The organism is Pseudomonas sp. FSL W5-0203 (assembly GCF_001896155.1).
In the GTDB taxonomy this organism is placed as follows: Bacteria; Pseudomonadota; Gammaproteobacteria; order Pseudomonadales; family Pseudomonadaceae; genus Aquipseudomonas; species Aquipseudomonas paracarnis.
The window spans coordinates 1-13,432 of record NZ_MPOR01000069.1 but is presented as its reverse complement, the minus strand read 5'-3'; the positions used below and the strand labels follow the sequence as shown (position 1 = coordinate 13,432).

Annotated in this window: 12 protein-coding genes and 1 pseudogene; 5 read left to right on the top strand and 8 right to left on the bottom strand. The window is 61.8% G+C overall.

The annotated features are described in order from the left end of the window. Positions 1 to 198 precede the first annotated feature (198 nt). Positions 199 to 294 (bottom strand): annotated as a pseudogene (locus BOP96_RS30720) (fructose-bisphosphate aldolase); the annotation flags it as partial. 82 nt (positions 295 to 376) lie between these two features. After that, positions 377 to 1,792 carry a purine-cytosine permease family protein gene (locus tag BOP96_RS28550; protein WP_073454672.1) on the bottom strand — a complete coding sequence of 472 codons (1,416 nt, stop codon included), beginning with the start codon at positions 1,790 to 1,792 and terminating at the stop codon, positions 377 to 379. Positions 1,793 to 2,042: 250 nt separating this feature from the next. Between BOP96_RS28550 and BOP96_RS28545 the strand changes: the two genes are divergently transcribed. Further along, entirely contained in the window at positions 2,043 to 2,954 is a 912-nt protein-coding gene (locus tag BOP96_RS28545; RefSeq protein WP_014718151.1) for a LysR substrate-binding domain-containing protein, read from the top strand. 213 nt (positions 2,955 to 3,167) lie between these two features. Here BOP96_RS28545 and argE read toward each other — a convergent pair whose 3' ends face one another. Genes argE through BOP96_RS28525 form a run of 4 tightly spaced genes read right to left on the bottom strand, consistent with a single transcriptional unit; the run spans position 3,168 to position 6,764 of the window. After that, positions 3,168 to 4,313, bottom strand: coding sequence for an acetylornithine deacetylase (gene argE / locus BOP96_RS28540; protein ID WP_014718152.1), 1,146 nt, complete (start codon positions 4,311 to 4,313; stop codon positions 3,168 to 3,170). After that, positions 4,310 to 4,987, bottom strand: a complete 678-nt coding sequence (locus BOP96_RS28535) for a DUF1028 domain-containing protein (protein ID WP_014718153.1) — start codon at positions 4,985 to 4,987, stop codon at positions 4,310 to 4,312. Before BOP96_RS28535 ends, argE begins: the two co-directional genes overlap by 4 nt. Before the next feature lie 11 nt (positions 4,988 to 4,998). Beyond that, positions 4,999 to 5,409 (bottom strand): RidA family protein, encoded by a 411-nt coding sequence (locus tag BOP96_RS28530; RefSeq protein ID WP_014718154.1) that lies wholly within the window; start codon positions 5,407 to 5,409, stop codon positions 4,999 to 5,001. A 23-nt stretch (positions 5,410 to 5,432) separates the two neighbouring features. Then, positions 5,433 to 6,764 (bottom strand): flavin-containing monooxygenase, encoded by a 1,332-nt coding sequence (locus BOP96_RS28525; RefSeq protein WP_161981182.1) that lies wholly within the window; start codon positions 6,762 to 6,764, stop codon positions 5,433 to 5,435. A gap of 178 nt (positions 6,765 to 6,942) precedes the next feature. Between BOP96_RS28525 and BOP96_RS28520 the strand changes: the two genes are divergently transcribed. The 4 genes from BOP96_RS28520 (at position 6,943) to BOP96_RS28505 (ending at position 11,166) form a co-directional block, all read left to right on the top strand. Continuing rightward, positions 6,943 to 7,533: an antibiotic biosynthesis monooxygenase gene (locus tag BOP96_RS28520; RefSeq protein ID WP_014718156.1), complete on the top strand. Its 591-nt coding sequence runs from the start codon at positions 6,943 to 6,945 to the stop codon at positions 7,531 to 7,533. Then, positions 7,530 to 9,368: an amidohydrolase gene (locus BOP96_RS28515; RefSeq protein WP_014718157.1), complete on the top strand. Its 1,839-nt coding sequence runs from the start codon at positions 7,530 to 7,532 to the stop codon at positions 9,366 to 9,368. Before BOP96_RS28520 ends, BOP96_RS28515 begins: the two co-directional genes overlap by 4 nt. A 29-nt stretch (positions 9,369 to 9,397) precedes the next feature. Next, positions 9,398 to 10,015 carry an isochorismate family cysteine hydrolase YcaC gene (ycaC, locus tag BOP96_RS28510; protein WP_003191905.1) on the top strand — a complete coding sequence of 206 codons (618 nt, stop codon included), beginning with the start codon at positions 9,398 to 9,400 and terminating at the stop codon, positions 10,013 to 10,015. A gap of 269 nt (positions 10,016 to 10,284) precedes the next feature. Further along, positions 10,285 to 11,166: a LysR family transcriptional regulator gene (locus BOP96_RS28505; protein WP_072434450.1), complete on the top strand. Its 882-nt coding sequence runs from the start codon at positions 10,285 to 10,287 to the stop codon at positions 11,164 to 11,166. Here BOP96_RS28505 and BOP96_RS28500 read toward each other — a convergent pair. Both BOP96_RS28500 and BOP96_RS28495 read right to left on the bottom strand, forming a co-directional pair. Beyond that, positions 11,153 to 12,190, bottom strand: a complete 1,038-nt coding sequence (locus BOP96_RS28500) for an AraC family transcriptional regulator (protein WP_020301881.1) — start codon at positions 12,188 to 12,190, stop codon at positions 11,153 to 11,155. The genes BOP96_RS28505 and BOP96_RS28500 overlap by 14 nt on opposite strands. Before the next feature lies 1 nt (position 12,191). Then, on the bottom strand, positions 12,192 to 13,106 hold the full coding sequence (locus BOP96_RS28495) for a GGDEF domain-containing protein (protein WP_014718160.1): 915 nt from the start codon (positions 13,104 to 13,106) through the stop codon (positions 12,192 to 12,194). Positions 13,107 to 13,432 lie beyond the last annotated feature (326 nt).

The following is a 13,432-nucleotide window of genomic DNA, read 5'->3' as shown; positions in this document are numbered from 1 at the left end:
GCATCCCTGCCGGTTTACCCCCCAAATCCCTGTCGAATTCCGGCCAGCGTGGTTTAACGGGGCGCCTGAGATCAAAAGCAAGATCAAAAGCAGATCAAGAGCGGCTCGCTTCGCATCGTGGTTACCGCCTGGGTAGGAGCGGGTAGGATTGAGTTTCGCAAAAACCAGAAAACCCGCCGAGGCGGGTTTTCTCACAACTTACTGCACAGCAGGCGAATCAAGGCCATGTTTTTCAATCACCGTAAACACATCCGCCACATCCTGGACCATGATCCGGGCGGTATTGGCAACTGTGCGCGGGTTCGCAGACCAGGAAGAATCACCCCCGGCAGACCCGAAGGTCTCCGACGCACAGCCGCCATACCGACAGGATGTATCAAACCCCACTCACCAACTTCCCACTGTCCATCCGGCGCTTATACGCACTGTCCCGACTCGCCAACCAGAAGTACAACGGCGACGTCACCACCAACCCCACCACCCACGACAAGTCCGCGCCGTTGATGTGCTGCGAAATCGGCCCCACGTACAGCGGCGTGTTCATGAACGGAATCTGCACCACGATCCCCACCGCATAGGCCAGCAGCGCCTGGGGGTTGTACTTGCCGTAGATGCCGCCATCCACGCGGAAGATTGAGGCGATGTCGTATTGGCCTTTGTGAATGGCATAGAAGTCGATCAGGTTGATCGCCGTCCAAGGCACCAGCACCACCAGCAGCACCAGCACCATGTCAACGAAGTGGCCGATGAAGTCTTGGGAGGCAAACACCGCCGCAATCGAACAGGCGGCCAGCACGATGATGGAGATCACCGCACGGCTTTTCGCGGTCGGGATCCAGCGGTAGGCGAAGGTCTGTACCAGGGTGATGATCGACAGCACCGCGCCGTACAGGTTGAGGGCGTTATGGCTGATCACGCTGAGCAGGAACAGCACCAGCATCAACGGCCCAATCGCTCCGGTGGCGAGTTTGACGGCGTCCATGGTGTCCATGCCTACCGGCGTGGCGAGCACTGCCACGGCGCCGAAGATGAACGCCAGGCTCGACCCCAGCGCCGAGCCCAGGTAGGTGGTCCAGAAGGTGGCGGCTACCGGCACGTCGGCGGGCAGGTAGCGGGAGTAGTCCGACACGTAGGGCGCAAACGCGATTTGCCACAGTGCAGCCAGGGAAACAGTGGCCAGCCAACCGGAGATGTTGAAGCTGCCACGGGTGAGGAAATCGGTGGTCTGCACATGGGTGAAGATGTAGCCAAAGCCCAGCACGATGCCTGCGCCGAGGATCCAGGTACCGATGCGGTTGAGTACGTGGATGAAGCGGTAGCCGATGATGCCGATGATCCCGGAACCGATGGCGCCGATAACGATGCCCACCGGTACAGGCACGGCGTCCACCACACCATGCAGGGATTTACCGGCCAGCACGATGTTGGAGGCGAAGAAGCCGATGTACATCACCCCGGCAATCACCACCACCAGCAATGCGCCGAGGGAGCCGAACTGTGCACGACTCTGGATCATCTGCGGGATACCCATTTGCGGGCCCTGGGCCGAGTGCAATGCCATCAACACACCGCCGACCAAATGGCCGACAAGGATGGCGACAATGCCCCACACCAGGTTGAGGTGGAACAGTTGCACACCCAGTGCGCCAGTGACGATCGGCAACGGCGCGATGTTGCCGCCGAACCACAGGGTGAACAGGTCTCTTACCTTTCCATGGCGATCTTCCGGGGGCACGTATCCAATCGTGTGTTTTTCGATGAGCGGGGCGGAGGATGTTGCAGTGGTAACCATGACGAGCTCCAAGGCAAGGTGAGTACGTGGGCGTACTTCGCTGTGCGGCGCATGGGCACCGCTTTGTTGTTGGAGTGATCATCTGCAATGGGCGCAGGCAGGTAAATTAGTAAGTTTGTTGCTATAGACCTTAAAAAAAGTATCTCGTGAGGTTTTTTGCTCCGGTATGTTGCATGCACGTCAATGGCTTGAAAAACCGGTGTTTCTGCGCACTTGTTTGGGGCAAAAAACCACGTTTAGGGAGGTGCCGATGGCAGCCTATAACCTGCGTCAGCTCAGATATTTTGTGACCACGGCCGAATGCGGCAGCGTTGCCGAGGCGTCGCGCAAGCTGTATATCGCCCAGCCGTCGGTTTCCACGGCGATCAAGCAACTGGAAGACAGCTTTGGCGTGCAACTGTTTATCCGCCATCACGCCCAGGGCGTTTCCCTCACGCCCAGCGGCGCGCGCTTTTATCGCAAGGCGTTGGAGCTGTTGCGGGTAGCCCATGAGTTCGAACAGAACGCCCTGGCCGATAACGATGTGGTGGCCGGGCAGATTGACATCGGTTGTTTTGAAACCGTGGCACCGTTGTACTTGCCACGCTTGATCGCCGGTTTCAAGGCGCGCTGGCCGGGCGTGGAGATCCGTATCCGCGATGGCGAGCAGCAGGAGCTGGTGCAGGCGCTGACGGCGGGCAGTATCGACGTGGCGATGCTGTTTGAGCACGACCTGGGCAGCACCATCGAGACCACGCCGCTGATGCCGCCGCAACAGCCCTATGCGTTGCTGCCGGCCGACCACCGCTTTGCCCAACAGGCCAAGGTGTCCCTGGCCGACCTGGTGCTGGAGCCGATGATTTTGCTGGACGTGTTGCCCAGCCGTACCTACTTCGTGAGCATCTTCGAAGAACGCGGGCTGACCCCGAATATCGTATTCAGCTCGCCCTCCATCGAAATGGTGCGGGGCATGGTGGGGCGGGGGTTCGGGTTCTCGATCCTGGTGACCAAACCGTTCAGCGAGTACACCTATGATGGGCAGAAAGTGGTGTGCATTCCCTTGGTGGAAACGGTCACGGGGTCGGGGTTGTCCGCCGTCTGGCTACGCCGCGCACCCTTGACCAAACCGGTGCAGTTGTTTGTCGACTACTGCCGCGAAGAGTTGGCGCGACTACTGGGCTGAACACCAAACCCCAATGCCGATCAGTTAAGCGAACACAGTGCTCAACGCAACGAAGATCAAAGGTGGGAGCTGGCTTGCCTGCGAAAGCGGTCGTGCAGTAACCGATGCAGTGATTGACACACCGCCTTCGCGGGCAAGCCCGCTCCCACAGGGATTTGCGCTTAACTGATCGGCATTGGGGCTGGCCCCTCCCACATAGGTGGTGCGATGTCTTCAGGTGCTGATAAAGCCTAGCAACCGCTGCAACATCGCATCGCAGCCATCGAGCTGCTCCAGGCTCACAAACTCATCGGGCTTATGCCCTTGGTCCATGCTGCCTGGCCCGCATACCACGGTGGGAATACCCACCGCATCGAACAGCCCGCCCTCGGTACCAAACGCTACGGTGCCGAATGCCTGCGAGTCGCAAAACGTCGCAATCAATTGCGCCGCCTGGCTGCGCTCATCCGTGACCAGCCCTGGGTAGGCCGACAACTCGGTGAACCGAATCGAACTCTGCTTGCTGACCGCCTGCATGCGCGGCAACACCTGCTGCCGCGCGTAGGCCTGTAGCTCTTCAGCTACTTCGCCCGGGTCCATGGAGGGCAGGGCGCGCACCTCAAAGTCAAAGCGGCAGTCGGCTGGCACGATATTCAAGGCCTTGCCGCCGTTGATCATGCCGGTCTGTACCGTGCTGAACGGCGGGTCAAAACGTGGGTCCTGACGCGCGCGTAGCCGTTGGCCAATGCGCCCCAGTTCACCGATCAACTCGGCGGCGTGTTCAATCGCATTCACACCCGAGGGCGCATAGGCCGAGTGGCACGCCTGGCCCTGAACATCGCAGCGCATCGCCAACTTCCCCTTGTGGCCCAGTACCGGCTTGAGCTCGGTCGGCTCGCCGATGATGCACAACATCGGCTTGACCGGACGCTGTTCAAGAACGGCGAGCAGCGAGCGCACGCCCAGGCAGCCGACTTCCTCATCGTAGGACAGGGCGATGTGCACCGGCAGGCGCAATGGCGCCTTGACCAGCGCTGGCACCAACGCCAGCACGCAGGCGATATACCCCTTCATGTCGGCGGTGCCGCGCCCGAACAGCTTGCCGTCGCGCTCGGTCAGCGTGAACGGCGGCAGGCTCCAGGGTTGCCCATCCACCGGCACCACGTCGGTATGCCCCGACAGCACGATACCTGGCAGTTCCACCGGGCCGATGCTGGCAAACAGGTTGGCCTTGCTGCGTTGCGCGTTGTAGACCAGCTCGCTGGTGACGCCAAGCCCGGCCAGGTAATCGCGCACATACTCGATCAATTGCAGGTTGGACTCGCGGCTGGTGGTGTCGAAGCCCACCAGGGTTTCCAGCAGGTCGCGGCTGCGGCTCATCGGTCGTCTCCGGCCACACCGTAGCCGGGGGAGCGGTCGGGGGCGAGGGCGCGATCGATATAGTCCTGCACCTGTGGGCGGTAGGCATCCCAGAGTTTTTGCAATTCGCCAATCGGCGCCTCGTCGGCCCAATCCACGCGCAAGTTGATAATCGGCCAAGTCAACTCGCCCACCACCACCAGCGCGGCGGAGTGCACCGGGCCGGCTTCGCCACCGGCGGCGATGGCGGCATGCATCGCGGCCAGTAGACGGTCTGCGAGCTGGCCTTCGCCCTGTTCGAAGGCCGTGACCATCGCGGTGATCACTTCAGGGGCGGCGAGCATATTGCCCGCCGCCACGCATTGCTCGCCCGATACCGCGTGATGGGTACCCAGGGTCTGACTGCCGCTGAAATGCACGCTGCGGCCCAGGTGGTCAATCGCCGTCAGTTGCCGGTACTGGCTGTAGCCGTTGCGGGTGAGCGCTTTATCGACGGCGTCGGCGGGAGCCAGGCCCTGTTCCAGCCCGTCGAGGACGTCAGGGCCGAGGGCCGGCAAGGTGATGTTCTGGGTCGACACGGCGCCCACACCGGGCCGCAGCCACGGGCAGCGGGCGCCCACGGCGATGCTCGATGAGCTGATGGCAATGCCCAGTTGGCCGGTCTCTGCACAACGGCCGACGATAGAAAAGGTCATGGCTAGCCTCCTTACTCTGGAATAACCGCGATCACATCAATTTCCATCAGCCACTGCGGCTGGCCCAGGGCCGAAACCACCAGCCCGGTGGAAATCGGGAACACGCCCTTGAGCCACTTGCCGACTTCCTGGTACACCGGCTCGCGGTAGCGTGGGTCGATCAAATAGGTGGTGGTCTTGACGATATGGCTGAGGTCGCTGCCGGCTTCTTCCAGCAGTTGCTTGACGTTCTTCATCGCCTGCTCGGCCTGGGCCCGTGGGTCGCCGAGGCCGACCAGGTTGCCGTCGAAATCAGTGCCCACCTGGCCGCGTACGTACACGGTGTTGCCGGCGCGCACGGCCTGGCATAGGTCGTTGTCCAGGCTCTGGTTGGGATAGGTTTCTTTGGTGTTGAACATGCGAATGCGAGTGTGAGTAGGCATCAAAAAACTCCTGGGAAAAATGATCAGGCGCTGACAGGGGACTGGCGGGCAACCGGGGCGGCTTCGCGGTACTCAAGGTACTGACGCTGGATGGCGATATGGTCGGCCACGTATTTGGCGTCGTGCCACACGCCCCAGATAAACGACGAGCCACGCCGCGATTGCCATGGCAACCCAAGGAAGTAGATGCCCGCTTCGCTGGAGACACCGCGCTGGTGTTGCGGCTTGCCAGCGGCGTCGAAGGCGTCTACCTGCAACCAGCTGTAGTCCACGGCAAATCCGGTGGCCCAGATGATCGAAGTGATGCCAGCCTCCGCCAGGTCCAGTGTCAGGATCGGCTGCTTGATGCATTCAGCGTCGGGGAACACGCGACGTGCCTCGGGCTCCAGGGGCAGGTCGAGGCCGTTGCGCTCGATATAGGCGTCGGCCGCATCCAGCAAGGCCAGGTAGTTTTCATCACCGCGCGCCAGGTTCTCCACCAGGTTGGGTTGGAACGTTGCCACCGTGCCGTCGAAGGCGTGAGTCAGGCCGACCAGGGTCATGCCTTGCTGGGCCAGCTCGCGAAAGTCGATGGTCTTGCCGCCGTGGGCGCCACTCACGGCAATGGTGACGTGCTCGCGGCCGGGTTTCATCGCCGCCTGGTCCCACTCGCCCAATACGCCCAACCACCAGCAGAAGTCGCGGTTGCGATAGGCGCGAGGAGGGCGGTCATGGGCGCCGACCGACAGGTACACCTGGCGACCGGAACGCTGCAATTCATCGGCAATTTGCACCCCGGACGAGCCGGCGCCCACCACCAGCACAGCGCCGGCTGGCAGTTGCCCAGGGTTGCGATAGTCGGCGGAATGGATCTGGTGCAGCGCGGTGTCTTTAGGCGCGATAGCGGGAATCACAGGCTTCTGAAAGGGCCCGGTGGCGGCTACCACGCGGTTGGCTTCGATCACGCCTTCGCTGGTGTGCACGGTAAAGCCGGGGCGCCCCTCGTTGCGAACTACTGAGGTGACGTCCACGCCGGTGCGGATCGGCGCGTTGAATTTACGGGCATAGGCTTCGAAGTAATCGGCGACGCGCTCTTTGGGTGCGAACCCATCGGCGGGGACGTCATCGAAATGCAGGCCGGGGAAGCGGTCATGCCAGGCCGGGCCGTTGGCGACCAATGAGTCCCAGCGGCCGGTGCGCCAGCGCTCGGCAATACGGCTGCGTTCCAGCACCAGGTGCGGCACGCCTTGCTTGCTCAAATGCTCGCTCATGGCCACGCCAGCTTGACCTGCGCCAACCACCAGCGTGTCTATTTTTGTTATCGCTACAGTCATGTCTCTATCCTTGCGTAATGCAGTTGGATTCAGCTCGGGCATGACGTCAAGTTAGGCGGCGGGGGGGTATTAATAAAATATTATTAAGTTGGGAAGTGAGCATAAATATCGGATGCAGAGCCGGCGAATGCCTGCCAGACAGCACATACATGCAATTCCCCACACCTGCCAACCGGCCACACTCTCCCCATCGCTCAATGCTCCGGGGAAACACCCAGCCATGGAATCAACCGCCAACACCCGCCCCGACGAAGTCGTCACCCTGGTCGTCAAGCACCGGGTCAAACCCGGCTTTGAAGTCGAGTACGAAGCCTGGCTGCGCCGCATCGTGCGCATCGCGGGCGAACGCCCTGGGCACCTTGGCGTTGACGTGGTGCGCAGCCAGCAAAACGGCATGGCGCTGTTCACTTGCGTGCTGCGCTATAGCTCCACCAACGCCCTTGAGCTGTGGCTCGGCTCCCCGCAACGCCAGGCCCTGATCGACGAAGCCGCGCCCATGCTGGCGGATGGCGACCAGACGGAAATCGGCGCGGCCAATGAATTCTGGTTCACGCCCCAGGCCGAGGGCGGTGCCAAGCCGCCGCGCTGGAAGCAGGCGGTGGTCAGCCTGTTTGTGATCCTGCCGCAAACCCTGCTGCTGCCGTTTATCTGGGGGCCGATCCTGCGGTTGCACCCGTTTTTGTCCAACTACGTGGTCTCCACCTTCCTGGTCACCCTGACCATCGTGTTGCTGGTGGTGTACCTGCTGATGCCGGCGGCCACCCGCCTGTTCGCTCCCTGGCTTGAAGCCTCTGTAAAGGAAACCCTATGAACGCCGATCTGATTCTGTTCAATGGCCAGTTCCACACCGTGGACCGGGAAAACCCACGCGCCACCGCCGTGGCCATCCACCAAGGGCGCTTTGTCGCCGTCGGTACCGACGGCGAAGCCATGGCCCTGCGCGGCAGCGGCACCCAGGTCATCGACCTCAAGGGCCGCACCGTGATTCCCGGCCTCAACGACTCGCACTTGCACCTGATTCGTGGCGGGTTGAACTACAACCTTGAACTGCGTTGGGAAGGCGTGCCGTCCCTGGCCGATGCCTTGCGCATGCTCAAGGACCAGGCCGACCGCACGCCCACGCCGCAATGGGTGCGCGTGGTGGGCGGCTGGAACGAATTCCAGTTCGCTGAAAAGCGCATGCCTACCCTGGAAGAACTCAACCAGGCCGCCCCGGACACCCCGGTGTTCGTACTGCACCTGTACGACCGCGCCTTGCTCAACCGCGCCGCACTGCGGGTGGCGGGCTACACCAAGGATACGCCGAACCCGCCGGGCGGTGAGATCGTGCGCGACAGCAACGGCAACCCCACCGGCATGCTGGTGGCGCGGCCCAACGCGATGATCTTGTACTCGACCTTGGCCAAAGGCCCGAAACTGCCTTTGGAATATCAGGTCAACTCCACCCGCCAGTTCATGCGGGAACTCAATCGCCTGGGCCTGACCAGCGCCATCGATGCCGGCGGCGGCTTCCAGAACTACCCCGATGACTATGCGGTGATCGAGCAACTGGCCAAGGATCAACAGTTGACGGTGCGCATCGCCTACAACCTGTTCACCCAGAAGCCCAAGGAAGAGCTCAGCGACTTCAAGCACTGGACCGGCAGCGTCACCCTGCACCAGGGCGATGACTACCTGCGCCATAACGGTGCCGGCGAGATGCTGGTGTTCTCGGCGGCGGATTTCGAAGACTTCCTCGAACCCCGCCCGGACCTGCCGCTGACCATGGAACAGGAGCTGGAACCGGTGGTACGCCACCTGGTGGAACAGCGCTGGCCGTTCCGTCTGCACGCCACTTACGACGAGTCCATCTCGCGCATGCTCGACGTGTTCGAGAAGGTCAACCGCGATATTCCGTTCAATGGCTTGCCGTGGTTCTTCGACCACGCCGAAACCATCACCCCGAAAAACATCGAGCGTGTGCGTGCCCTCGGTGGCGGTATTGCGATCCAGGATCGCATGGCGTTCCAGGGCGAATACTTCGTCGAGCGCTACGGCGCCAAGGCCGCCGAAGCCACACCGCCGATCAAGCGCATGCTGGCCGAAGGCGTGCCGGTAGGGGCGGGCACCGATGCCACCCGCGTGTCGAGTTACAACCCCTGGACCTCGCTGTACTGGATGGTCAGCGGCCGTACCGTCGGTGGCCTGGAGCTGCACGCCGAGGGCTTGCCGCGCCTTACCGCATTGGAGCTGTTCACCCACGGCAGCGCCTGGTTCTCGTCCGAGCAGGGCAAGAAAGGCCAGATCAAGGTCGGTCAACTGGCGGATGTCGCCGCGTTGTCGGCGGACTTTTTCAGCGTCGAGGAAGAAGCCATCAAGTGGATCGAGTCGGTGCTGACAGTGGTCGGCGGCAAGGTCGTGTACGGCGCTGGCGACTTCGAAGATTTCGCACCGCCACGAGTACCGGTGCTGCCCGACTGGTCGCCGGTGGTCAAGGTGCCAGGGCACTGGCGCCCGACGTCGCCGATGCAGGCCCAGGTTCACCAGTGCAGCGGCCCTTGTGGCGTGCATGCCCACAGCCATGAAAAAGCGCGCCTTTCCAGCGTGCCGGTCAGCGACTTCCAGGGTTTCTGGGGGGCGTTCGGCTGCTCCTGCTTTGCTTTTTGAAAAACACCCCATCCCCAAAGGAGTTACCCATGACTTACAAGCGCTTGAACAAAGACGATGCTGTTGTGCTGTTGGTTGATCACCAGACCGGCCTGATCTCCCTGGTGCAGGATTTCTCCCCCAACGAGTTCAAGAACAACGTGCTGGCCCTGGCCGACGTGGCGAAGTTCTTCAACCTGCCGACCATCCTGACCACCAGCTTTGAAAGCGGCCCCAACGGCCCGCTGGTGCCTGAGCTCAAAGAACTGTTCCCCGACGCGCCGTACATCCCGCGCCCTGGCCAGATCAACGCATGGGACAACGAAGATTTCGTCAAGGCCGTCAAGGCGACCGGCCGCAAGCAGATCATCATTGCCGGTGTGGTGACCGACGTGTGCGTGGCATTCCCGACCCTGTGTGCCCTTGACGAAGGCTTCGAGGTTTTCGTGGTCACCGACGCTTCCGGCACCTTCAACGAAACCGTGCAACAAGCCGCCTGGGCGCGTATGACCGCCGCCGGTGCGCAACTGGTCAACTGGTTCTCGGTGGCCTGCGAGCTGCAAGTGGACTGGCGCAACGATATGGAAGGCCTGGCCAACCTGCTTTCGCCGCGCATTCCCAACTACCGCAACCTGATGAACAGCTACTCGGCGTTCGCTGCCAAGTAACCTGCTCTGTAAAACACCGCAAAACCCTGTGGGAGCTGGCAATCCAGCTCCCACAGGGGTTATGTATTGCCCGCAACATCAGCGCCTGGCACAGATCCCCTGTGGGAGCGGGCTTGCCCGCGATAGCGGTATGCCAGCCACCGATTTTTCAACTGAAGCACCGCCATCGCAGGCAAGCCAGCTCCCACATTTGATCGTGTTCACATTTTGGTTTGTGGTGTGATCACTGACAGGCTATAAAACAGCCCATCGTCCCCTGAGAAGCGACAATGAACCCCTTCGAAGACATGCGCCTGTTCTGTCAGGTCATGGAATCCGGCAGTTTTACCGCCGCCGCCGAACAATTGGGCTTGTCCAAGCAATTTGTCAGCCGCCGCCTGATCCAACTGGAAGACCGCCTGGGCGTACGCCTGCTCAACCGCTCCACACGGCGCCTGGACGTCACGCCGCTGGGCCAGAGTTACTACGAGTCGGCCTTGCGCCTGCTCGGTGAGGTGGAACAAGTGGAGCAGGGCATCGCTGGCCAGAACAGCGAGCCCCGAGGCACCATTCGCCTCAGTGCACCCTTGTCGTTCGCCATGGCGCACCTGGGTTGCCTGTTGCCGTTGTTTCTGCGTCAGCATCCGCAGGTCTGCGTTGAAGTTGACCTGAGCGACCGTCCGGTGGACTTGATCGGCGAAGGCTACGACCTGGTGCTACGCATCGGTACCCTGGAAGATTCCACCCTGATCGCCCGACGGATCGCCGCTATCGAGCGGGTGTATTGCGCCAGCCCCGACTACCTGGCGTTGCGGGGTACGCCTTTGAAACCCGAGGATTTAACCACGCACGACTGCCTGCCCTACGGCCACGGCCGCCAGGTGCAATGGCGCTTCAAAGGCAAGGTGCAAGCCTTGAGCGTCAGTGGGCGCATGCGCGTCAATAACGGTGACCTGCTGCGCGATACCGCGATTGCCGGTCTGGGCGTTACCTACCTACCGACGTTCATCGTCAGCGACGCCTTGAAGGACGGTCGCTTGGTCAAGGTATTGGAAGACTTCGCCCCAGAGGCCTTGACCCTGTCGGCGGTGTACCCGCAGCACCGACAGAGTTCACGCCCGGTGCAAGCGCTGGTGGAGTTCCTGCGCGAACGCCTCGCTAGCGGCTGCTGAACAGTTGGCGGATCAGGTTGGGCGTGCTGCCCGTCCACCGCTTGAACGAACGCCGAAAATTCGCCGCATCGTTGAAGTTCAGGTACGCCGCGACTTCCTCGTTACTCAAGCCCTTGGTCAGGTACAGGTGCAAGGCCACATGCTTGCGCACCCGGTCGACCTGTTGCTGAAAACCGGTGTCGTGCCGTTGCAACTTGCGCTTTAGCGTGGCCGGGCTCATGGCGAAAATGTGCGCGGCCTGTTCCAGGCTGGGTGGTTGGCGCACATGTTCGCGCAGGTAGGCATAGAGGCAGTCCAGAAAACTTGTGGCAAAGCCCAGTTGCTCGATTTGTTCAAGGGCTTGCTGGCGCGCGACCTGGCCCGCCGTGGCCGAAGCGCCCGGCCAGTTGTGGGTGAGGTATTCACGGGGGATGCACATCATATCCAGCGGGCGTTCGAAGCGCGTGTGCTCGCCCAGATGCACCCAGTATTGCTCGACATACCGAGGTTCGGCATGGTTGAAACTGCACACCCATGGCAAGCGCTGGCCGCTGAGCCATTGGCTCATGGCAACCAGCGAGGTCATGCTGGCTTCGAGCAGAAAGCGCCAGTGTTCGCCGGCGCCGCAACTGTCCAACCAATACAGGTAAGCGTGGTGCTCATCCAGTTCCAGTTGCAGCGTGGCCAGCGGGCTGAGCAGCACTTGTTGCTGGATCAGGATGTCCAGGGCCTGATGAAGGTTCTGTGCATGCCCCAGCGCATGGCTGGCGGCGCCGTAGTAGCCGGGCAGCAGGCGTTGGCCAAACAGGAAACTGCTGTCATCGGCGTCCAGTAGTTTGCGGCTGTTGCCGATCAAGCCCAGAAACTGTTGCGGGCTCAACCGAGCGTTGCCGGCCAGGATGTCTTCGTGGAACAGGCCGGTGCCCCGCAGCAGGCGATGGCTGTCGATGTCCCGGGACAAGCCCAGGTCGATCAACGTGGCGGGTTGATAGTGACCGGGGATGAAGCGGCTGTCGTTTTCATACCAGCTGGTTTTCACGGCCATTTCAGGCGCTTTTCGCAAGGGGTTGCTTGGCCCGGGCCAGGCCCATATTCAGCCGCGTGAGCAGCTCGTGGGGGGACTCTTGCAAGGCCATTGCCACCGCCGTGGTCGCCGCCAGTTGCAGGCGTTCGCCCTGTTGCCGGGTCTTGTGGGCCAGGCTCTGCACCGCGTGTTGCAACTCCAGCGCCAGGCCCTGGGCCTGACGCTCGCCGGTATTGGGCAGCAGCACCACGAAACGATCGCCCGCCAGGCGGCACAACAGGTCCTGGCGGCGCAGGTTGAGCAGCAGCACGTGGCTGACCGCCTGTAGCACCGCATCGCCCTCGGCATGCCCGTAGACCTGGTTGATGGTGGCGAAGTTATCCAGGTCCAGGGCGAGCAACGACAGCGGTTGTTGCTGCGCTTGGCTGTCGCGCAGGCTGTCGATGAGTTGGCGCTTGAGGTAGTCGGCGCCGGCCAGGGGCGTGAGTTTGTCGAATAGCCGGTGCTCGCGAAACAACCGCTCGCGTTTTTCCATTTGCGCGCTGATCGCCAGTTGTTCGTGGTGCCAGTGATAAATGCCAATCGTCAGCAGGATCATGCCCACCGGCATTGGCCCTGACTCCAGCCAGTGGTCCCAGGACACGCTATCAGGCAGGCGGATGAATTCGTCGAGGCTGTCGATCCACCAGGAAAAAAAGATGCACGACAGCCCCAGCGCCAGGTATTGGGTGACCCGTCCGGCGGGGCGGCTTTTCAACACCAGGCCCAGCCAGATCAGCGCGAGCAGCGCCGAACCGCCTTCGCCGATGATATCCAGCCATACCCATTCGCTGACGCTCTTGAGCTCGCCGCAGGCCAGGTGCAGGAGTAGTCCGAGGTTGGCGGCGATCAGGAGCAACGCGAGTTTCCAGCGGTGGGGTTTGAGCACGGAAAACATGGCCACGGGTCCTTGGGCAAATGAGTAATGGGCGCCAGCACAGCAGATGGATGTGACGGTTGGATGACGGGCGGGGAGGGTCGAATCAGCTCATGCCCTTGGCACATTTTTCAGCTGAACATAGATCCCATGTGGGAGCTGGCTTGCCTGCGATAGCGGCCTGACAGCCGGCCTCTATCTATCTGACGGTCAGCGTTCCAAATGTGGGAGCTGGCTTGCCTGCGATGGCGACCTGACAGGCGACACTGTTTATACCGAGTACATATCCATTCCTGCGGTAACGGCCACTTAGGGTTCCGCTTTTACAGCGGCTCACTTTTGAAAAG

Coding starts and splice junctions, on each gene's coding strand:
- BOP96_RS28550 (WP_073454672.1), bottom strand. CDS start 1,792: ATGGTTACCACTGCAACATCCTCCGCCCCGCTCATCGAAAAACACACG.
- BOP96_RS28545 (WP_014718151.1), top strand. CDS start 2,043: ATGGCAGCCTATAACCTGCGTCAGCTCAGATATTTTGTGACCACGGCC.
- argE (WP_014718152.1), bottom strand. CDS start 4,313: ATGAGCCGCAGCCGCGACCTGCTGGAAACCCTGGTGGGCTTCGACACC.
- BOP96_RS28535 (WP_014718153.1), bottom strand. CDS start 4,987: ATGACCTTTTCTATCGTCGGCCGTTGTGCAGAGACCGGCCAACTGGGC.
- BOP96_RS28530 (WP_014718154.1), bottom strand. CDS start 5,409: ATGCCTACTCACACTCGCATTCGCATGTTCAACACCAAAGAAACCTAT.
- BOP96_RS28525 (WP_161981182.1), bottom strand. CDS start 6,764: ATGCCCGAGCTGAATCCAACTGCATTACGCAAGGATAGAGACATGACT.
- BOP96_RS28520 (WP_014718156.1), top strand. CDS start 6,943: ATGGAATCAACCGCCAACACCCGCCCCGACGAAGTCGTCACCCTGGTC.
- BOP96_RS28515 (WP_014718157.1), top strand. CDS start 7,530: ATGAACGCCGATCTGATTCTGTTCAATGGCCAGTTCCACACCGTGGAC.
- ycaC (WP_003191905.1), top strand. CDS start 9,398: ATGACTTACAAGCGCTTGAACAAAGACGATGCTGTTGTGCTGTTGGTT.
- BOP96_RS28505 (WP_072434450.1), top strand. CDS start 10,285: ATGAACCCCTTCGAAGACATGCGCCTGTTCTGTCAGGTCATGGAATCC.
- BOP96_RS28500 (WP_020301881.1), bottom strand. CDS start 12,190: ATGGCCGTGAAAACCAGCTGGTATGAAAACGACAGCCGCTTCATCCCC.
- BOP96_RS28495 (WP_014718160.1), bottom strand. CDS start 13,106: ATGTTTTCCGTGCTCAAACCCCACCGCTGGAAACTCGCGTTGCTCCTG.